The sequence below is a fragment of the Micromonospora sp. NPDC005707 genome, assembly GCF_040631005.1.
GTDB lineage: Bacteria > Actinomycetota > Actinomycetes > Mycobacteriales > Micromonosporaceae > Micromonospora.
This window is the reverse complement of the sequence record NZ_JBEXYR010000029.1, coordinates 1-19,185: the sequence shown is the minus strand read 5'-3', so window position 1 is coordinate 19,185 and position 19,185 is coordinate 1. Positions and strand designations below refer to the sequence as shown.

Genomic DNA, 19,185 nt, shown 5'->3' with positions numbered 1-19,185 from the left:
ACGTCGGCCCCGGTGTCCGGCGGCACTGCGGGCCGCCCGGGTCGGAACCGCGGCCTCCGCAGGTATGACCATCGCGTGCGTGGCCGACGCTACAAAAGACATCTGCCGATGTCCATAGCTTTCATCGCGCCCGGCAAGGCTTTCCTCCGGCGGTGACGAAAGTCGCCCCCTGGCATCCAACGGAGACCGTCACCGGGCGGGGCGGCTCACGGGCCGGCCAGCTGGTCGCGGCGACGCACGAGGTACGCCGTCTCGGCGGTGTTGCCGGCCAGCCCGATGGCCCGGTCGTACGCCGCCCGTGACTCCGCGCTCCGGCCCAGCCGGCGCAGCAGGTCGGCGCGGGTGGCATGGAAGGCGTGGTAGCCATCGAGCGGCAGAGCGTCCACCTCCGCCAGGCCGACCTCCGGGCCGTCGAGTTCGGCGACCGCGATCGCCCGGTTGAGCCGCACGATCGGCGAGGGGTCGATGCGGACCAGTTGGTTGTAGAGCGCGACGACCTGAGACCAGTCGGTGTCACGGGCGTCGCGGACGTCGGTGTGCACGGCGTTGATCGCGGCGAGGATCTGGTAGCGCCCCGGCGCCTGGCCGGAGGCGACGCGCGCGCGGACCAGGGCGTGGCCCTCGGCGATCAGCTCGCGGTCCCAGGCGCCGCGGTCCTGCTCGGCGAGTGTGACGAGCTCACCGCTCGCCGACACGCGGGCGGCCCGGCGGGCCTCCGTCAGGAGCATGAGGGCCAGGAGTCCGGCGACCTCGCCGTCCGCCGGCATCAGGGCACGGACCAGTCGGGTCAGCCGGATCGCCTCGGCGGTCAGGTCGCCACGGACGGCCTCCTTCCCGGGGTCCGAGGCCAGATAGCCCTCGTTGAAGATCAGGTAGAGGACGGCGAGCACCCCGGTGACCCGGGCCGGGAGGTCCTCGCGCAACGGCACGCCGTAGGGGATCCTGGCCGCCTTGATCTTCGCCTTCGCGCGGGTGATCCGCCGGCCCATGGCGGTCTCCTGGACCAGGAACGCGCGGGCGATCTCGGGCACGGTGAGCCCGCCGACCATCCGCAGGGTCAGCGCGATCCGTACCTCCATGGCGAGAGCGGGGTGGCAGCAGGTGAAGACCAGACGGAGCCGGTCGTCGTCGATGACGCCGAGCGGTTCGGGGGTGTCGAACAGCATCAGCGCCTCCCGGTGCTTGTCCTCGCGCCGGACCTCGCGCCGGATCCGGTCGATGGCCTTGCGGTGGGCGGTGGTGGTGAGCCACGCGCCGGGACTCGGAGGGACCCCGTCGACCGGCCAGCGCGCGACGGCCGTCGCGAACGCCTCGGCGGCCATCTCCTCGGCGATGTCGAGGTCGCCGAAGCGCCCGGCCAGGGTCGCGACGACGCGGGCCCACTCCTCGCGGTGGACCCGCGTGATCACCTCGCCGACGTCGGTCATCAACCCAGGAGCGGCCGGAGCTCGACCCTCCGGTTGCAGTGTCTGGATCCCAGGGCGGCGAGCCGGAGCGCCACGTCGAGGTGGGGAGCCTCGATGATCCAGAAGCCGGCGACGTGCTCCTTGGACTCCACGTAGGGCCCGTCGGTGAACACCGGCTCCCCGGCCCGGCCGTCGACGACGGTGGCCGTGCCGGGCGCCGCGAGGCCGCCGGCGAAGACCCAGTGGCCGTCGGCCTGGAGCTGCTCGTTGAAGACGTCGATCGCGGCCATCTCCTCCGCGCTGGCGAGGTCGGTCGTGTCGTCGAGCACGGAAATCAGGTACTGCGCCATCCGGGTCATCTCCTGTCGTCCCGCGGCCGCCCCCTCGGGGCGCCTCTCACCCCTGCTACGAACGCCGCCGCCCCGATCCGACACCCTCCGCCGAGAATCCTGACGCATTCCGGGTACGCCGGGCGGCGTGCGGTCTCACGCCGGGGGCGACTCTCCCGCGCCGGTCAACGGGGTGCCGTCCAGCGCCGTGTCCGTCAAGGTCATCCGCAGCCGTACGTTGATCTCGCTGCTGCTGTGGGGCCACCGGGTGAGCTGGAACAGGATGAACCCGCTGCGCTGTTGCCCGCGCACCATCTCGCCCAGCGGGCGGCTGTCGATCCCCTCGAAGAGCCAGGTGTACACGCCCTGCAGGTCCGCCTCCTGCCAGCCCTTCAGATCGGCCGTGTGCGCTCCCAGGGCAAGCTTCTCGGCCAGGTACGGCGGATCGGCGACGCTCCGGAAGTCGATGTCGAGACGCTCGAACTCGTGTCCTTCGCCGAACTGCCAGTGCGCCACGACCTGGCTGACTCCCCGCGCCACCGGTCGGGCCTCCAGGATCCACCCGTACTCGTCCAGGAACGGGGCGTGGCGCTTCAGCCACATCCGCTCGTCCGCCTGCGTCACCACCCAGGGGTGGGGAATCTCGGCGAATTCGGGCCACTCGACCTCCGGGCAGTCCCAACCGCCGATCCACGACCTGACCTTCTCCCGGTTGGCGAGGAACCTCTCCCTGAGTGTGTCGACGTCCTGTCGCTGCGATCGGCGAAACATCAACCTGCCTCCTCCGCGACCTCGCTGCTGAAGGGCCCGCTCCTATGTAGAGTCTGGCAGGCTCACGGGCGCCGCTTGCGCGGCGAGGGCGTAGGTCAGTCACCAGCGGCCCGCCGTTCAGCCCCCACCCGACCGTTCCGTGGGGGCGGGGCCGCGGTCCTCGAACTCGTAGGTGGTGGTCAGGCCCTCGGGCAGGTCGGGGACCAGGGCGTTGGTGCCGTCGACCGTCTGGACGTAGCGCCGGCCCTGGAAGAGCGAGTAGGTCCCGTCGGGGACCTTCTCGATCGTGAAGAGCTGCGTCTGCGCGGTGGGGTCGCACCCCCGGCCCCGGACGCTGCCCGGCGCGGCGTCGTGCACGACGGTCATGCAGACCTGGCCGCCGCCGCGCGGCGCGGCCAGCATGATCCGGAACTTGTCCCCCTCCGGGTGCAGGACCCAGTGGGCCCGGTCGTCGATGCCCTGCTCGGTGGTGGCCCGCACCCGGTCGCCGTCCCGGTCGACGGCGAGCGCGGCCCCGCCCATCCCGGGTACCACGATGAGGGTCTGCCGCCGGCCGGCGAGGATCTCCTGTTCCGTCGAGGCGGTCGTCGACGGGACGACCGACGCCGGTGCCCGGTCCACCGGGCCGACACCCGCGTCCGGTGTCTCGACGTGCTCCCGCCCCTGCAGCAGGGCGGTGCCGGCGGCCACCACCAGCACGGTCAGCGCCGCTCCGGTGACGGCGGTGCGGCGCCGCCGACGGTCGCTGCGCCGGCGCAACGTCTGCGCCGGGGGCAGCGTCGTGACGCGCCGGACTCCGTCGGCGATCGCCCTGAGGTCGTCGCGAGGATCAGCCATGGTGGGTCTCCTCGTGGTGCGTCTCGGTCAGTATCTCCGCCATCGCTCTCCGGCCTCGGGCGAGGTATGACTTGACGGTGCCGACGGGCGCCTGCATCTCGGCTGCCACCTCGGCGACGCTGAGGTCGTTCAGGTGGTAGAGCACGACGGCGCGGCGCTGGTTGGCGTTCAACCGCTGCAACGCCTGCAGCAGGGCGACGTGATCCTCGCTGAGCCCGGGCACGGTCTGGTCGACCGCGGCCCGGCGGTGCGCGCGGATCCGGTTGAACGTCTTGCGCCAGCTGCTCACCGCGATCCGGGAGGCGACCCGGCGGACCCAGGCCTCCGGGCTGTCCGCCTCCCGCACGGTCCGCCAGCGCTGCCAGGCCCGCATGAAGGCCTCGGCGACGGCGTCCTCCGCCTCGCCGCGGTTGCCGGTCAGCATGTAGACGTGACCGACGATCCGTCCCGCGCAGGCCGCGTAGAGGGCGTCGAACTCCTCCGCGTCACGCATCTGACCTGCCCCCGAGCCTCGTACGGTGGTCACCGCGGCATGCAACAGGGGAGCGGCGACGGGTCGCACCGCGCGGGCTGAGATTGTGACCACCATCACAGTCGAGGTGATCAACCCGTCGACCCGGCCAGGCGTCATCGTGCCGTCCCGGGAGAGGCCCGTGGCGGAGAGGACGATGTGCGACGACGGCAACGACGCGCCCTGGCAGCCGGAGTACTCGCGACCGCGCTGGCGGTGGCGGGCCTGACGGCCCCTTCCGCGGACGCGCAGGAGAGGCCCGCGCCCACGGCTCCTGGCACGCCCGGCACGCCCGGCGCGTTCACCCTGATCACCGGGGACCGGGTGTCGCTGGACGCGGACGGCCAACCGGAGATCCACCGGGCGCCGGGGCGGGCGGGCATGCGGTTCGTCAGCAGCCGGGAAGGGGGCCACCGGTACGTCATCCCGGTGGACGCCGTGCCGCTGCTGCACGACGGTCGACTCGACCGGCGGCTGTTCGACCTCACCACGCTCGGCGAGTTCGGCTACGACGACCGGACGGCCGAACTGCCGCTGCTGGTCGCGTACCCGGAGAACGCCTCGGCGCAGGCGCGGTCCGCCGCCGTGCGGGGCGCCGCGCGGGTGCGGGCGGACCTGCCCGCCGCCCACGCGCTGGCCGTGCGGGCGGACCGCGACGGCCGGGCCGAGCTGTGGTCGTCGCTCACCCGGGGCACCACGGCCGAGCGCACGCTCGCCGCCGGGGTCACCCGCGTCTGGCTGGACGGCAAGCGCCGGATCTCCCTGGACCGCAGCGTGCCGCAGATCGGCGCCCCGGCGGCCTGGCAGGCCGGCTTCGACGGCACCGGGGTGACCGTCGGCGTGCTGGACACCGGGATCGACGCCGGCCACCCCGACTTCGCCGGGCACCTCGCCGCGGTCCGGGACTTCACCGGCGGCGACAACCCCGACGACGCGGTCGGCCACGGCACCCACGTGGCGTCGACCATCGTGGGCAGCGGCGCGGCCTCGGACGGCAGGTACCGCGGCGTGGCGCCCGGCGCGAAGCTGGTCGTCGGCAAGGTCTGCGCGACCAACGAGTGCCAGGACTCGGACGTCATCGCCGGCATGGAGTGGGCCGCCGCGCAGGCCCGGGTCGTCAACCTGAGCCTGGGCGACACCGACCGGCCGGGCCTCGACCCGCTGGAGACCGCGGTCCAGGACCTGAGTCACCGGTACGGCACCCTCTTCGTGGTCGCCGCCGGCAACGAGGGCAAGCCGAAGTCGGTCATGACGCCGGCCTCGGCGGACGACGCCCTCGCCGTCGCCGCCGTGGACGCCGACGACCAGCGCGCCTACTTCTCCGCGCGGGGACCCCGCGTCGGCGACAACCACATCAAGCCCGAGATCAGCGCGCCGGGCGTGGACATCGTGGCCGCCGCACCGGGCGGCGGCTACGTCGCCATGTCGGGCACGTCGATGGCGACTCCGCACGTGGCGGGCTCGGCCGCGATCCTCGCCGGACAGCACCCCGACTGGTCCGGCCCGCAGCTCAAGGCCGCCCTCATGGACTCGGCCCGGCCGGCCGGCGAGGACAGCCTCTACGAGCAGGGCGCGGGCCGGCTGGACATCGGCCGCGCGGTCGCCCAGCCGATCGCCGCCGAGATCGCCGCCATCGACTTCCCGGTCCAGCGCTGGCCCCACGCCGACGACACCCCGGTCACCCAGGTCGTCGGCTACCGCAACACCGGCACCGCGCCGGTCACCCTGTCGCTGACCGTCGCCCCGGCGCCAGCCGGCATGGTCACCGTCAGCCCGGCCACCCTGGTGGTGCCGGCCGGTGGCCGCGCCCAGGCGACGATCACCGTCGACACCCGGGTGGACGCGCCCGACGGGCTCTACCAGGGCGCGCTCACCGCGACCGGCGCTCAGGACCTGCGGGTACGGACGCCGTTCGCGCTCAACCGGGAGATCGAGAGCTACGACGTCCGGCTCGACCACACCGGGCGCGACGGCCGACCGGCCACGCAGTACACCACCGTGGCGGCGAACCTGGCGACGGGCGAGTTCAGCACCCTGGACGGGCAACCGGGTGGCGGCGTCCTGCGGCTGCCCACGGGCCGGTACGCGCTGTACAGCACCATCCACGACGGCGACGTGTCGACCCTGCTCGGGCAGCCGGTCCTCGACGTGCGCGGCCCGATCACCGAGGCGCTCGACGCCCGCACGGCGCGGCCGGTCTCGCTGAGCCTGCCCCAGCCCGACGCCGCACCGCTCGCGATCAACGTGAGCGCGAACTGGAACGACGGCCTCCGTTACCCGGGTGTGCAGCTCAGCGGGGTGTCGTTCGACGACGTCTTCTTCGGCCGGATCGGCCCCGCCGTGGCGGCCCCCGAGTTCACCGCGACGCTGGGCGTCGGGCTCGCCCGCCCCGGCCCCGACCGGAGCTTCCGGAACAGCCCCTACACCTACGACCTGGCGTACGTCCGGCAGGGCGACATGTTCACCGGCCTCACGAGGAAGCTGTCCCCGAAGAACCTCGCCACCGTCAAGGCGACCTACCGCAGCCAGTCCACCGCCGCGACCGCCGTGCGCTACCACCGCGCGGCGTCGCCCGGCGGCGCGGGGCCGATCGGTTCGAGCACGCCGGTCGACCTGCCGTTCCACGGCACCGAGTACTACAACACCGACGGCGGCATCGTCTGGACGTCCACGTTCGTCGAGGGCGACAACCTCACCACGCAGGAGTCCACCTTCGAGGCGGGCCGGACGTACACCCAGACCTGGAACGCCGCGCCCTTCGGGCCCACCGTGGGCCGCGCGCCGGCCCTGGCGCCGCTGGCGTACGCGGGCCGCGACGGCGACACCATCTCGGTCGCGTCGCCGCCCCTGTTCGGCGACGCGACCGGCCGCCCGGCCAGCCGCGACGACCTGCCGATCCACCTGCGGCTGTCCCGCAACGGGACGGAGATCGCCACCGCCGACAGCCCGTACGCGGACTTCGCGGTGCCCCCCGGCAGGGCCACCTACCGCCTGGAGGCGACCGTCACCCGCGGCGCGCCGGACACCCTGTCGACGTCGGTCTCGGTGGCCTGGACCTTCACCTCGGCGCACACGGTGAAGCCGGAGCGGCTGCCCCTGACGACGGCCCGGCCCATGCCCGCCCTCGACGACACCAACACGGCACGGGCCGGCACGACGATGACCCTGCCCGTGGCGCTGGACCGTCAGGCGGGCTCCATGGCCGCGCCCGGCCGGATCCTCGGCGTCTCGGCCTCGTTCGACGACGGCAGGACGTGGGTCGCGCTGCCGGTGCACCGGGGTGCCGCCCTCATCAGGCACCCGCGGCGGCCCGGCTTCGTCTCGCTGCGCCTGACCGCCGCCGACAGTGCCGGCAACACGGTGACCCAGACGATCGAGCGGGCCTACCGGATCGCCTGAGGCTCACCTCGGGGTCCGGGGCGGCGCGCGCGTGGAGGCGCCGCCCCGGACCGCCGGTCCGCCGCCGTCAGCCGACGAGCGGGCGGCTGACGACGCTGTCGGTGCGGCCGCTCAGCTCCCGGTCCAGGGTCTCCTGCGCGTCGCGCATCGCCTCGGCGTACCGCGGTTCGGCGAGCCGTCGCATTCCCACCTCGGGTGCGACGTCCTCGACCACCGCGCTGATCCACCAGATGTTGCCGAACGGGTCGCGCACCCGGCCGCCCCGCTGGCCGAAGGCGTGGGTGGCCGGTGCGGTGACCACGCGGGCTCCCGCGGCGACCGCGCGCTCGGTCGCGGCGTCGGCGTCGGCGACGAAGACCCGCAGCAGCGACGGCATGGCCGGCCAGTCCGGTTGCTGGTCGAAGGCGAGCAGGATGGTGTCGCCGACGCGGATCTCGGCGTGACCGATCGTCCCGTCCTCCAGCCGTACCCGCACGAGCTCGACCCCGTCGAACACCGCGGTGACGAAGTCCAGCAACTGCCCGGTGTCCGGGGTGACGATCCAGGGCGCGGCGGTGGTGTAGCCGGCGGGTGCGGTGCTGCTCATGGCGAATCTCCTCGTGTCGTGGCGGAACGGCGCCCACGGTAGAACGCGTATAGGTCAGATCCCGTCCTAGTCGAAGGGCACAATGGCGGCCGTGTCCGACGCGCGTGCCCGACTCCTGTCCCTGCTGTCGCTGCTGCAGACCCCTCGGCTGTGGTCGGGGAGCGAACTGGCGCTGCGGCTCGGCGTGTCCGGCCGCACCGTGCGGCGCGACATCGACCGGCTGCGGGAGCTGGGCTATCCGGTGCACGCGGAGCAGGGCGGGACGGGCGGGTACCGGCTGACGGCCGGCGCGGCGATGCCACCGCTGCTGCTGGAGGACGACGAGGCGGTCGCCGTGGCCATCGGGCTGCGCACGGCGGCCGCGCAGCCGGTGACCGGGGTGGACGAGGCGGCGGTGCGGGCGATGGGCAAGCTGCTCCAGGTCCTGCCGGCCCGGCTGCGCCGCAGGGTCGACACCCTGACCTCCTCCACCGTGGCCCACCCGTTCTCCCCGGCCGCGGAGCCCGTCGACCCCGACACGCTGGTCGTCACGGCCGCGACGATCGCCAACCACGAGCGGCTGCGGTTCCGGTACCGCGACGAGGGACGGCACGTCGAGCCGCGCGCCCTGGTGACGGCGGGCCGGCGCTGGTACCTGCTCGCTTTCGACCTCGACCGCGACGACTGGCGGACCTTCCGCCTGGACCGGGTCACGACGGTCGTCGCGACCGGCGCCCGGGCGGCCACGAGGGACGTACCCGGGGGAGACGTCGCCGCCTTCGTCGCCAGCCGGACCATGCGGATGGCCCCGACGTACCCGGCCGACGTGGTGATCCACGCGCCGGCCGCCGAGGTGGTGGACCGCCTGGGCGGGCCGCCGCCGGGCAGCCTGACCGACCAGCCGGACGGCACCTGCCGGTGGCTCGCGCCGCCGGACACCCTCGAATGGCACGCGTACCGGCTGGCGTCGATCGGGCTGCCGTTCGACGTCGGCGGCCCGACGGAGCTGGCGGCCCACCTCAGGTCGACGGCCGCGCTGTTCCAGGCGGCCACGGCTTCGGGTAGTGCGCCGGGCCGCTCGGGCGCCCGGTAGTTTCCTGTCATGAGTGAGGACACCTTCCGCTCGGTGGAGATCGAGCGCACCAGCATGGGGAAGTACGTCGCCCGGAATGTCCGCGGCGGGTCGATGTCGATGGGCACCGGTGAGGACGGGGACTTCACGCCGGTGGAGCTGCTGCTGGCCGCCATCGGCGGCTGCACCGCGATCGACGTCGACCACATCACCAGCCGCCGCGCCGAGCCGACCCGGTTCACCGTCGACGTCACCGGCGACAAGATCCGGGACGAGGCCGGCGGAAACCGGATGCGGAACCTCAAGGTCGAGTTCACGGTGACGTTCCCGGCGGGCGCCGACGGCGACAAGGCGCGCGAGGCCCTGCCTCGATCCCTGCAGCAGTCGCACGACCGGCTCTGCACCGTCTCCCGTACCGTCGAAAGTGGGACGCCGGTCACGACCGTCCAGGCTGCCCCGTCCGTCGAGGACTGAGGTTTCCTCAGGTCACGGGTGCCGAAGGCGCCCGCCCGGAATCCGGCGCCCGCTGGCCGAACGGTGCATTGTTGCTGCCCTGGCAGGGGCGTAGAGATGGTGGGAGAGTCGTCACCAGCATCCAGAGGCGATCATGATGCGCAGAGCCGGCACCCTCCTCGTGGTCCTCGTCGTCGCCCTGGGCCTCGCCACGCCGGCCCTCGCCGTGCCGTATCCCTCCCCGCCGCACGACTTCTCCCACCCCGGCACCACGCACGTGAGCCGGCCGCTGTTCAGTCACACGGGTGGTCAGGCGGACCGCGCCCTCCTCGTGATCTACATCCGCTGGGACGACGTCGACTACCCGAACGACTTCGACGCGACGACGGTCGCCCGGCGCTACTTCGGCACCGGCTTCCCCAGCACCACCTTCCCGAGCGTCGGCGACTACTTCCGGCGGTTGTCGTTCAACGACCTGTTCGTCTTCCCGGCCTCCGAATACCAGGGGACCGCACAGGACGGCGTCGTGCAGGTGCACTATCCCGGGACGAAGGCGCAGTTCTTCGCCACGTCGATCGTGCAGCGCAACAAGACGCTGCTCGAGCTCGCCGACCCCTTCTTCGACTACTCGACCTACGACGTCGACGGGAACGGCCGGCTCGACAACCAGGAGATCATCGTCAACATGCTCGAGGCCGAACCCAGCCTCCCGCTGGGTCAGGGATGCGGGCTGAACAGCGGCGTCGCCCCCGTCACGCTGGACGGCATCAACCTCAACGCCCTGCAGGTGCCGTTGGTCAACACCGCGACCAACCTGATCACGATCATCCACGAGAACGGCCACGCCCTGACCGACATGGCCGACCTCTACGGCTTCGGCGCCGGACGGCTCGACTTCGCGGGGCCCACCTGCAACCTGCCGGACACCACCCTGTTCGCGCCGAACTCCTGGACGAAGATGCACCTGGGCTGGACCACACCGGCCGTGGTGGAGACCGACGGCTTCTACGACATCCGGCGGGCCGACACCACGGGCGACTCCTTCATCCTGTACGACCCCGACCGCGGCACGAACGACTACTTCATGGTGGAGAACCGCGAACTGACGCCGGGCACCTACGACCAGGGCGCGAGTGACGCCGGGCTCGTCATCTGGCGCGTCAACGACAACTCGCTGGGCGTCGCCAACGGCCTGAGGCCGATCGAGCCGATGCTGCCCGACGGCACGACCACCCCCACGAACAACTACGGCGGGTCGAGCCGGGACGCCTGGGATCCCTCCGACCCCAACACTCCGCAGCGGACCATGGCACGGGAGTGGGCCGACGGCACCCCGTCCGGTGTGGCGGTGCGTGCGATCGGGTCCAAGGACGAGACGGTCCGGGCGTACTTCGACGTGCCGGGACCCGGCATTCTCGTCGACACCTACCCGCTGGACCAGGCGGGCCCGGTCCGCGCCGTCGCGGGGAGCAGCCACACCGTCGACGTCCCCGTCATGAACACCGCCGAGTCCGGCTGCGACACGTTCTTCTTCGAGCCCGTGAACCTGCCGCCCGGCTGGACGATGACCAGGGGCGCCCGGATCCTCTGCGCCGGCGAGACCGCCCTCGCCCGGACGACCGTCACGCCGAACGCCGACGCGGCCGTCGGGACGTACGACATCGCGATCCGAGGCTGGAGCCAGACCAACCCCGCCGTCGCGACGACCTCCCCGCTGACGGTCGACGTCGCGCTCAGGAACACCCGGCTCGACCTCGCCGGGCTGCTGCCGCTGGCGCCGGCCGGCTCGACGCCCACCCTCTCCGCCCGGCTCGCCCCCGAGGACGACGCCGGGGCCGGTGTCGCGGGAGCCACCGTGACGTTCACGCTCACCCACGAGGGTGTCGTGGCGTTCACCGCCACCGCCACGACCGACGCGAACGGCGCGGCGACGGTGACCACTCCGCCGGATCTGCCCGCCGGCACGTACCAGCTCACGATCGAGACCCGGCGCTCCGGGCAGTTCGCGCCCACGGCATCGACGGTTCCGTTCGTCATCCGCGCGCCCGCCCACCTGCTCCAGGACGTCGCCGACCAGCTCACCGCCATGCTTCCGACCGCCACGCCGGCCGTACGGTCCGCCCTGCTATCGGCACGTGACGAACTCATCGGCAACCACGGCGGCGCGGCACGCAACGGAGCCCTGGACGCGTTGCTGGCCGGGAACCCGGTCGCCGCCGTCACCAAGCTCAGCCACGCGACGTCGTACCTGCTGACCGCCCAGTCGCGCGGCGCGTCGCCGAGCGCGCAACTGCAGCAGATCGGGCTCACCGGCGAATCGATCGCCAGGACCGAGCTGGCGAGGGCGCAGGCGGCAAGCCCGCAGGCGACCAGGGAACTCGCGACGATCGCCGGCCTGATCGCCACCGGTCGCAGCCGGCTGCAGGCGGCGCACTACGACGAGGCGCTGGCGAGCTTCAAGCAGGCGGTCGCCAAGGCGGCGAGCCTGCTGCGGTGACCGGGGCGCACCGGCTGCCGGCCGGCGCGCCGCACCACCCGGTCAGCGGTGCCGACGGATGCGGTCCCAGGTGCCGGGGGGTTCGAGCCGTACGCCCGACCGCAGTGGGGTCGTGACGGGCCTGCCGCCGCCGGCGGCGGCGCTGACCCGGCCGTGTGCGGCGCCGGCGGGCAGCTCGGCCGGCACGGCCGGGATGTCGGTGGCCAGCTTGACGCGGAGGCCCGGCCAGCCGACCACGGAGAGGTCCTTCGCGGCGGTCAGCGTGGTCTCGGCGCCGAACGGCCCCCGTACCGTGGCGACCGGGTCGCCGGCCCGGACGGCCGGGTGCAGCCCGATGGCGGAGGTGGCGCTGCGGATCAGCGAGCGGGTCACCCGGAAGACCCGCTCCAACTGGACCGGGGTGTCCACGCCGGGCTGCCCGAGGACGGCGCCGACCACGGTGACCTTCCGGCCGCCCACGGTGAGGACGAACGCGAAGGACAGGCACCCACCGGCCTCGTCGGTGGACCCGGTCTTGATCCCCACCACGCCGTTGCGGCCGACGAGCGAGTTGTAGTTCTTGACCTCGCCGGCGACGGGCAGGGTGGCCTTCTTCTGGGCCACGATCTCCGCGAACGCGGGCAGCGCCATCGCCTTGCGGGCAATGATCACCTGGTCGGCGGCGGTGCTGACGGTCTGCGGGCTGAGCCCGGACGGGTCGGTGTAGCGGGTGTCCCGCATGCCGAGCTCGGCGGCCGTGTCGTTCATCTTGTCGACGAACGCGTCGATGCTGCCGGCGTCCCAGGCGGCGAGGATCCGCGCCATGTTGTTCGCCGACGGCAACAGCACCGCCTGGAGGGCCTGACGTTCGGTGAAGACCGCGCCCGCGGCGACCCGGATGAGGGACTCGCCGCGCGCGAGCTCGCTCGGGTAGGCGGCCGCCTGCGCCGCGCTGACCGTCAGCTTCGGCCCGTGCTCGCCCCGGTCGAGGGGATGCTCGGTCAGGATCACGTAGGCCGTCATCACCTTGGCCACGCTTCCGATGGGCATCGGCTCGCTGCCGCCCGAGGTGCCCATGGATCCGACGCCCTCCACGAAGAGGGCGGCCTGCCCGGAACGCGGCCACGGCACCGTCGGTGCCTTGCCGGGGATGACCGTCGACGCGGCCAGCGTCCGGGTGACGGTCGGCGCGGGCAGCGGGTGGCGCAGCGGTTCGACCGCCACCAGCACGGCGGCGATCAGCAGCAGGGTCGTCAGGACGCTGATCAGCACCGGGAGGCGCCGCCGGCGGCGGCGGGGCGGCGGCGGGACCGGTGGGATCACCTGGGTCGTCGCAGAGTCGAGCATGCTGATTTCTCCCCGTGTGGTACTCCGTGGCTCGGCAGCCGGCGGCGTGGTGACCTCGGTATCACCACTGCCGTCACCTGGTCAAGGCGGCTGTCACCGGCGGCGCGGCGTGATCAACCCCGACTCGTACGCCCACACGACCAGCTGGGCGCGGTCGCGGCAGTGCAGCTTCGTCATTGCCCGGTTCACGTGTGTCTTGGCGGTCAGCGGGCTGATCACCATACCCTCGGCGATCTCGTCGTTGCTCAGCCCCCGGGCGACGAGCTCGACGATCTCCTGCTCGCGGGCGGTCAGCACGTCGCGGCCGGCCGCCGGGTCGGCCGGTCGGGGGCCGGCAACGAACTCGCTGATGAGCGTGCGCGTGACCGCCGGGGCGAGCAGCGCGTCGCCGCGCGCCACGACGCCGATGGCCTGGAGCAGGTCGGCGGGGTCGGCGTCCTTGAGGAGGAACCCGCTGGCGCCCGCGCGGAGAGCGGCGAACACGTAGGAGTCGAGCCCGTAGTTGGTGAGGATGAGGACGCGGACCGCGGTGAGGTCGGGATCGGCGGCGAGGCGCCGGGTGGCTTCGATGCCGTCGAGCCCCGGCATCTGCACGTCCATCAGCACGACGTCCGGCCGCAGGCGTCGCGACAGCTGGACCGCAGAGGCGCCGTCGACGGCCTCGCCGACGACCTCCAGGCCCTCCTCGGCGTCGAGCAACGCCCGGAACCCGGCCCGCATCAGGGCCTGGTCGTCAACCAGCAGAACCCGGATCATGCCGGCTCCTCCCTCCCGTCGGAGCGGACCGACCTGGGTCGGACCTCGCGCAAGCGCTCGGTCATGCCGGCCCGCCGAGCGGGAAGGTCGCCCGGACCGCGAACCCGCCGCCGTCGCGGGCGGCGGCCTGCAGGGTGCCGCCCAGCCCGGTGACCCGTTCCCGCATGCCGCGCAGGCCCACGCCCGGCGTCACCGGGCGGACCGGCGACGCCTGACCGTCGTCGGTCACCGAGACGGTCAGCTGTGCCGGGGCGTACTCGACGTGGATCTCGGCGGTGGCGGGGCCGGCGTGGCGGGCCACGTTGGTCAGGGCCTCCTGGACGACGCGATAGCCGGCCTGGTCGACCTCGGCGGGCAGGTCCCCGGGCTGACCGGTCACGGTCAGCCGCACCGGCACGCCGGCCGCGCTGGTCCGCTCGGCGAGCTCGCCCACCCGGGCCAGCCCGACACGGTCCCCGTCGGAGGGCGCGCGCAGGACGTCCAGGGTCGCCCGCAGCTCCCGCATGGCGGCGCCGCTGGCCTCCTGGATCGCCAGCAGCGTGGCCGACGGTTCCTCGCCGTGCTTGCGGGCCAGGTGCACGGCGATCCCGGTCTGCACCTTGATGACGGAGATGTTGTGGGTCAGCGAGTCGTGCAGATCGCGGGCGATGCGCAGGCGCTCCTCCCCGGCGCGGCGCAACGCCATCTCCTCGCGGGTGCGTTCCGCCTCGAACGCCCGCTGCTCGACCTGTTCCAGGTACGCCCGGCGCTGCCGCGCGACGAGCCCGGCGACGTTGGCCGCGACGAACCAGCCCAGCAGCAGGGCCGTCCGCTCGACGATCAGCTGGCCGGGCCGGCCGGCGGGCGCGACCGAGACGTCGCGGGCCAGGAAACCGCCGAGGAACACGAGGCTGGCCAGGGCGGCGGCCGACCGGTGCCCCCGCCAGGCGGCGACGTAGACGACGCCGAGGACGGGGAACGCGGCGGACACCCCGGAATGGACCCGGACGTGGACGGCCAGCATGGCGGCGGTCACCACGCCCAACGCCACCACGGGGTGCCGCCGGCACACCGCCAGGGCCGCCGCCATGGCCAGCACCAGGGCGACGTCGAGCACCCCGACCGGTGCGGCGTCCGGTGCGAGCGCGGCGTTGCCGAGCAGGAGGGCACCGAGGAAGAGGCCGCTGAGGGCGTACGGCAGGTCGCGGCGCATGGTCGAACTGTAGAACGGCAGTCCTCGGGGAGCATCCCGCGTCCGTGGTAGATGGGGCGTACCACGGAGGTGGTATCGGCGGCCGGGCAAGTGCCTGCGACGGCACGACGCTTTCCCGGCCCTCCGCGGCAAGCATCGAACCCATGACATACCGCTTCTTCACCCCCGCGAAAGCGTCGGCTGCCACGGGACTCACCGCGGAGGTCTACCGGCAGCTGCGGGACGAGTTCCTCGGGCCGGTGCCCACCTTCCAGGCGCTGTCGGCCGTACCGGAGGTGATGGCCGCGACCTGGGCGCTCATGCGCGAGGCCCTGCTCGCCGGCGACGCGTCCCGGGTCGAGCGTGAGCTCGTGGCCTCGTCGGTGTCCCGGGCCAACCGCTGCCGGTTCTGCGTCGACGCGCACGTGATGCTGCTGCACGCGCTGGGCGAGCACGCGCTGGCCGAGGTCATCGCCCGGGGCGGGACGCCACCGGAGCCGAGGCACGCCGAACTCGCCCGCTGGGCCGAGGCCAGCCGCAGCCCCGCGGCCGCCGACTGGACCGGCCGGTACCGCCCGGAGATCACCGGCACCCTGCTCGCCTTCCACTTCATCAACCGGGTCGTGTCCGCGCTGCTCGACCCCGATCTGCTGCCCGGCGGCCTGCAGCGCTCCCCGATGGTGCGCTCGGTCGGGGGTCGGCTCTACGCCAGGACGGCCCGCGGCGCGAAGGAACCCGGCCGGAGTCTCCCGTTCGTCGACGCCGGCACGACGGCGCCACCGGCCTGGGCCGGGGACAGCCCGGTCGGCGTCGCGTACGCGGCGCTGCGCGACGCCGCCCTGCGCGGCGGGGATCTGCTGGGCGACGTGGCCCGCCAGACCGTCGCGGCGACCGTGCGCTGGGAGGACGGAAGGTTCCCGGACCGGCCCGCGGACTGGGCCGTAGACCTGGTCCGGGACGTGCCCGGGACGGACCGCGTCGGGACGCGGATCGCGCTGCTGGCGGCGTTCGCGCCCGGCTCGATCAGCCCGGGCGACGTCGCCCTCTGGCGGCTGTCCCATTCGGGCGACGCCGACCTCGTGCGGCTGGTCGCGTACGGCGCGATGACGGCCACCGATCACGTCGCCCGGGCACTGACCTCGGCTCGTCTCTAGGGGGAAACGATCATGCGCAAAGCCTTCGTCGTCACCAGCACCCTGTTGCTCGTCGCGTTCGCCCTGCAGTTCGTCTTCGCCGCCGTGGGCGCGTTCACGAAACCCGCGGGCGAGGGCGCCTACGCGCTGCACAGCGCCACCGGGATGGCGGTCATCCCGGTCCTCACCCTGCTCACCATCCTGTTCGCCGCCCTGGCGAAGGCGCCGGGCCGGCTCGTCGGACTGACGGTCCTGCCGCTCGGCCTCGTCATCCTGCAGGCGCTCCTCGCCACGCTCGCGAACGGCACGACCGACGCCGCGGGCGGGAGCACGCCGTTCGGCCTGACCATCGCCGGGCTGCACGCGGTCAACGGGATCGTCGCGGTGCACGTCGTGGTCGGCGTGCTCCGGGCAGCCCGGAAGCTGGCGAGCCCGGCGCCGGCCGAGGTCGCCCAGGTGACCGTCCGGGAAGGGGAGCCGGCATGACCGTCGGCTCGCTGCTCGCGGCCGACCTCGTGATCGCGGTCCTCGCGGCCGCCGGGTGGCTGGGCGGCGGCGCCGCGTCGGCCGCCCGGCGCCGGCCGCTCGCCCTCGGACTGGCGGCCCTCGCCCTGGTCGCCACGCTCGCCCGCGCCGTCACGATCACCGCGCTCGCCCGTGCCGGCTGGTGGTTCGCGGCGGAGAAGGTCCTCATCGCCGCGCCGCTCGCGCTCGCCGGGTTGGTGGTCGCCGGGCCGCGGCTGCTGCGGGCCCCGGGCGACATCCGCTCCGTCGCGGTCCCGCTCCTCTTCGCCGGGTACGCCGACAGCGGCGCCCTGCTCGTGACGGTCCTGCACGGCTATCCCGCGTCGGCGGGCGCGGGACTGCTCGCGGTCGCCGGGGTCGTCACGGCGACCGCGGTCTCGTGGCGCTTCCTCGGCGCGCCTCCGTCCCGGACGGTCTCGCGGGTGGCCCTCGTGGTGGCGGTCGCGGCGCTGCTGACCGGAACCGCGCTGGCCGCCGCCCCGGGCGCCGCTCCCGCCGTACCCCATGATCACGGACCTGGGAATGCGCGGACCGTGGGCGAACCGACCAGGCGGTTCACCCTGACGGCCGCAACGGCGACGGTGCGCGCCGGTGGCCGCGATGTCGCGGCGTGGGCGTTCGACGGGCAGGTTCCCGGGCCGGAGTTGACCGCCGCCGTCGGCGACGTCCTTCAGGTGACGCTGCGGAACCGGGACATCGCGCGCGGCGTCACGCTGCACTGGCACGGGTACGACGTGCCGAACAGCCAGGACGGGGTGCCCGGCGTGACGCAGGCGGCGGTGCTGCCCGGCCACGAGTTCGTCTACCGGTTCCGCGCCGATCAGGCCGGGACCTACTGGTACCACACGCATGCGGTGTCCGACGTCGGCGTGCGGATGGGGCTCTACGGTGTCCTGGTGGTGCGCCCGGCGCCGGCGACCGGCGTCGACGTCACGGTGCCGGTGCACACCCTCTCCGGCCGTCCGCTGCCCGAGCCGAGAACCGAGCCGGTCGAGGCGGGGACGCCCGTGCGGCTTCGGTTGATCAACACGGACAGCACGACGCACCGGTACGCCCTGGCCGGCACCCCGTTCCGGGTCGCCGCGATCGACGGATCGGACCTGCGGGGCCCGACCTCCCTCGTGGACACCGCCGTCCTCATCCCGGCCGGGGGCCGCTACGACCTGGTGTTCACCGCGCCCGCAACGCCCGTGGCGCTGTTCGTCGACGGACGGGCCGTCTACTCGACCGGACCGGTGTCGGCGGTGACCGCCGGGTGGCCGGTGCTGGATCCGCTCGGCTACGGCGCGCGTGCCCCGGCGCCGTGGTCCCGCTTCGACCGGACGTTCACCCTCGTCCTCGACCGCGGCCTGGACCTGCACGGACTGCTCCCGCGATACGCCCACACCGTCAACGGCGCGGCCGACCCGGACATCCCGCCCCAGGTCGTCCGCCTCGGCGACGCCGTCCGGTTCACGATCGTGAACCGGTCCCAGGCCGTGCACCCGTGGCATCTGCACGGCCACCACGTCCTGGTGCTGTCCCGCAACGGAGCGCCGGCCACCGGAAGCCCGCTGTGGCTGGACTCCTTCGACGTGCGCCCCGGCGACGTCTGGGAGGTGGCGTTCCGGGCCGACAATCCCGGCATGTGGGCCAACCACTGCCACAACCTGGCGCACGCCGACGCCGGCATGACGCTGCACCTGATGTACTCGTGATCGTCCGGGCGGCGGGCGTGCGCCGCGGAGTCGGTGATCTTGGTGACCATCCACTGTGGGATCATGGCGACCCGTGTGCGCGGCTCCCGCGCCGGATTGTCTGGAGGAAGTGTGCGCCGATCAGCGCGACGACTGGCCATCTCGATTCTCGCCGCGACCGTCGCGGCGGTGACGCTCGCTACGCCCGCTCAGGCCGCGAACCCGTTCACGGCGGCGCAGGCGTGCAACAACGACTTCGGTGGCTCGTGGGCCTACGCCAGTGACGGCCACCGGTCGATCACCGCGCCGGACGGCACCCGGGTGGGCGACGTCTACCTGATGTACAACAGCGCGAGCGGCTACAACTGTGTCGCCACCCTCAAGCGGGTGGCCCTCGGCTCGACGACGGGGGCGTCGGCGGGCATCCGGGTGGAGGGCGGTTCCTGGGTCGACGACTCCGGCAACTACAAGTACTACGCCGCGATCCAGCGCTCCGCCCGGGACAAGTGTGTGATGTACCGCGGCGAGGTCCTGTACGCCACCAGTTGGCAGAGCGCCGGTCGGTCCAGCTGGGGCAACTGCGGCTGAGCGACACGTGCCTCAGCTCAGGGTGGTGTGACGCCGCCCTGAGCTGCCGCCGCGCTCCCGGCCCGTGGCCGGGTGGCGCGGTGGGGTTGGGCCGGGGGGGGCCCGCGCGGGGGGGGAACTAGGCGCGGCGCTGGGGAGAAGGGGGGGGGGGGGAATGGGGGGTTGGTGCC

At 73.5% G+C, this 19,185-nt stretch carries 18 protein-coding genes; 9 read left to right on the top strand and 9 right to left on the bottom strand.

Annotated elements, in window-relative coordinates:
- Nucleotides 1–206 precede the first annotated feature (206 nt).
- The 5 genes from ABZ452_RS31810 to ABZ452_RS31790 all read right to left on the bottom strand — a co-directional run bounded on the left by ABZ452_RS31810 (nt 207) and on the right by ABZ452_RS31790 (nt 3,836).
- Nucleotides 207–1,427 carry a DUF6596 domain-containing protein gene (locus ABZ452_RS31810; protein WP_357950970.1) on the bottom strand — a complete coding sequence of 407 codons (1,221 nt, stop codon included), beginning with the start codon at nt 1,425–1,427 and terminating at the stop codon, nt 207–209.
- Nucleotides 1,427–1,756, bottom strand: coding sequence for a YciI family protein (locus ABZ452_RS31805; RefSeq protein ID WP_357950968.1), 330 nt, complete (start codon nt 1,754–1,756; stop codon nt 1,427–1,429). The genes ABZ452_RS31810 and ABZ452_RS31805 overlap by 1 nt, the downstream gene beginning before the upstream one ends.
- Nucleotides 1,757–1,891: 135 nt before the next feature.
- A complete protein-coding gene (locus ABZ452_RS31800; RefSeq protein ID WP_357950965.1) occupies nt 1,892–2,506 on the bottom strand; it encodes a hypothetical protein in 615 nt (204 codons plus the stop codon).
- Nucleotides 2,507–2,623: 117 nt separating this feature from the next.
- Nucleotides 2,624–3,343: a hypothetical protein gene (locus ABZ452_RS31795; protein ID WP_357950962.1), complete on the bottom strand. Its 720-nt coding sequence runs from the start codon at nt 3,341–3,343 to the stop codon at nt 2,624–2,626.
- The gene (locus ABZ452_RS31790) at nt 3,336–3,836 is read right to left on the bottom strand and encodes a SigE family RNA polymerase sigma factor (RefSeq protein ID WP_357950958.1); all 501 of its coding nucleotides are present in this window, start codon (nt 3,834–3,836) and stop codon (nt 3,336–3,338) included. Before ABZ452_RS31790 ends, ABZ452_RS31795 begins: the two co-directional genes overlap by 8 nt.
- 85 nt (nt 3,837–3,921) lie before the next feature.
- Here ABZ452_RS31790 and ABZ452_RS31785 point away from each other — a divergent pair, with 85 nt between their 5' ends.
- Both ABZ452_RS31785 and ABZ452_RS31780 read left to right on the top strand, forming a co-directional pair.
- The gene (locus ABZ452_RS31785) at nt 3,922–4,083 is read left to right on the top strand and encodes a hypothetical protein (RefSeq protein WP_357950955.1); all 162 of its coding nucleotides are present in this window, start codon (nt 3,922–3,924) and stop codon (nt 4,081–4,083) included.
- Entirely contained in the window at nt 4,071–7,253 is a 3,183-nt protein-coding gene (locus tag ABZ452_RS31780) for a S8 family serine peptidase (protein ID WP_357950952.1), read from the top strand. Before ABZ452_RS31785 ends, ABZ452_RS31780 begins: the two co-directional genes overlap by 13 nt.
- Nucleotides 7,254–7,320: 67 nt before the next feature.
- Here the strand turns inward: ABZ452_RS31780 and ABZ452_RS31775 are convergent, their stop codons facing one another.
- Nucleotides 7,321–7,839, bottom strand: coding sequence for a VOC family protein (locus tag ABZ452_RS31775; protein ID WP_357950949.1), 519 nt, complete (start codon nt 7,837–7,839; stop codon nt 7,321–7,323).
- A gap of 91 nt (nt 7,840–7,930) precedes the next feature.
- Between ABZ452_RS31775 and ABZ452_RS31770 the strand changes: the two genes are divergently transcribed.
- The 3 genes from ABZ452_RS31770 to ABZ452_RS31760 all read left to right on the top strand — a co-directional run bounded on the left by ABZ452_RS31770 (nt 7,931) and on the right by ABZ452_RS31760 (nt 11,840).
- Nucleotides 7,931–8,911, top strand: a complete 981-nt coding sequence (locus ABZ452_RS31770) for a YafY family protein (RefSeq protein WP_357950946.1) — start codon at nt 7,931–7,933, stop codon at nt 8,909–8,911.
- 9 nt (nt 8,912–8,920) lie between these two features.
- Nucleotides 8,921–9,364 carry an OsmC family protein gene (locus tag ABZ452_RS31765; protein WP_357950943.1) on the top strand — a complete coding sequence of 148 codons (444 nt, stop codon included), beginning with the start codon at nt 8,921–8,923 and terminating at the stop codon, nt 9,362–9,364.
- Between the two features lie 136 nt (nt 9,365–9,500).
- The gene (locus ABZ452_RS31760) at nt 9,501–11,840 is read left to right on the top strand and encodes an NEW3 domain-containing protein (RefSeq protein WP_357950940.1); all 2,340 of its coding nucleotides are present in this window, start codon (nt 9,501–9,503) and stop codon (nt 11,838–11,840) included.
- 42 nt (nt 11,841–11,882) lie between these two features.
- On the opposite strand, the gene ABZ452_RS31755 is transcribed toward ABZ452_RS31760, so the two are convergent.
- The 3 genes from ABZ452_RS31755 to ABZ452_RS31745 form a co-directional block, all read right to left on the bottom strand.
- Nucleotides 11,883–13,166, bottom strand: coding sequence for a D-alanyl-D-alanine carboxypeptidase (locus ABZ452_RS31755; RefSeq protein ID WP_357950937.1), 1,284 nt, complete (start codon nt 13,164–13,166; stop codon nt 11,883–11,885).
- Nucleotides 13,167–13,259: 93 nt separating this feature from the next.
- A complete protein-coding gene (locus ABZ452_RS31750) occupies nt 13,260–13,922 on the bottom strand; it encodes a response regulator transcription factor (protein ID WP_357950934.1) in 663 nt (220 codons plus the stop codon).
- Between the two features lie 61 nt (nt 13,923–13,983).
- Nucleotides 13,984–15,114: a sensor histidine kinase gene (locus ABZ452_RS31745; RefSeq protein ID WP_357950931.1), complete on the bottom strand. Its 1,131-nt coding sequence runs from the start codon at nt 15,112–15,114 to the stop codon at nt 13,984–13,986.
- A 143-nt stretch (nt 15,115–15,257) separates the two neighbouring features.
- On the opposite strand from ABZ452_RS31745, the gene ABZ452_RS31740 reads away from it, so the two are divergent.
- The 4 genes from ABZ452_RS31740 (at nt 15,258) to ABZ452_RS31725 (ending at nt 19,015) form a co-directional block, all read left to right on the top strand.
- Entirely contained in the window at nt 15,258–16,247 is a 990-nt protein-coding gene (locus ABZ452_RS31740) for a carboxymuconolactone decarboxylase family protein (protein WP_357950928.1), read from the top strand.
- A 12-nt stretch (nt 16,248–16,259) separates the two neighbouring features.
- Nucleotides 16,260–16,712 (top strand): DUF6220 domain-containing protein, encoded by a 453-nt coding sequence (locus ABZ452_RS31735; RefSeq protein ID WP_357950925.1) that lies wholly within the window; start codon nt 16,260–16,262, stop codon nt 16,710–16,712.
- Nucleotides 16,709–18,448: a multicopper oxidase family protein gene (locus tag ABZ452_RS31730; RefSeq protein ID WP_357950922.1), complete on the top strand. Its 1,740-nt coding sequence runs from the start codon at nt 16,709–16,711 to the stop codon at nt 18,446–18,448. Before ABZ452_RS31735 ends, ABZ452_RS31730 begins: the two co-directional genes overlap by 4 nt.
- Before the next feature lie 111 nt (nt 18,449–18,559).
- A complete protein-coding gene (locus ABZ452_RS31725) occupies nt 18,560–19,015 on the top strand; it encodes a hypothetical protein (RefSeq protein ID WP_357950919.1) in 456 nt (151 codons plus the stop codon).
- The last annotated feature ends 170 nt before the right edge of the window (nt 19,016–19,185 follow it).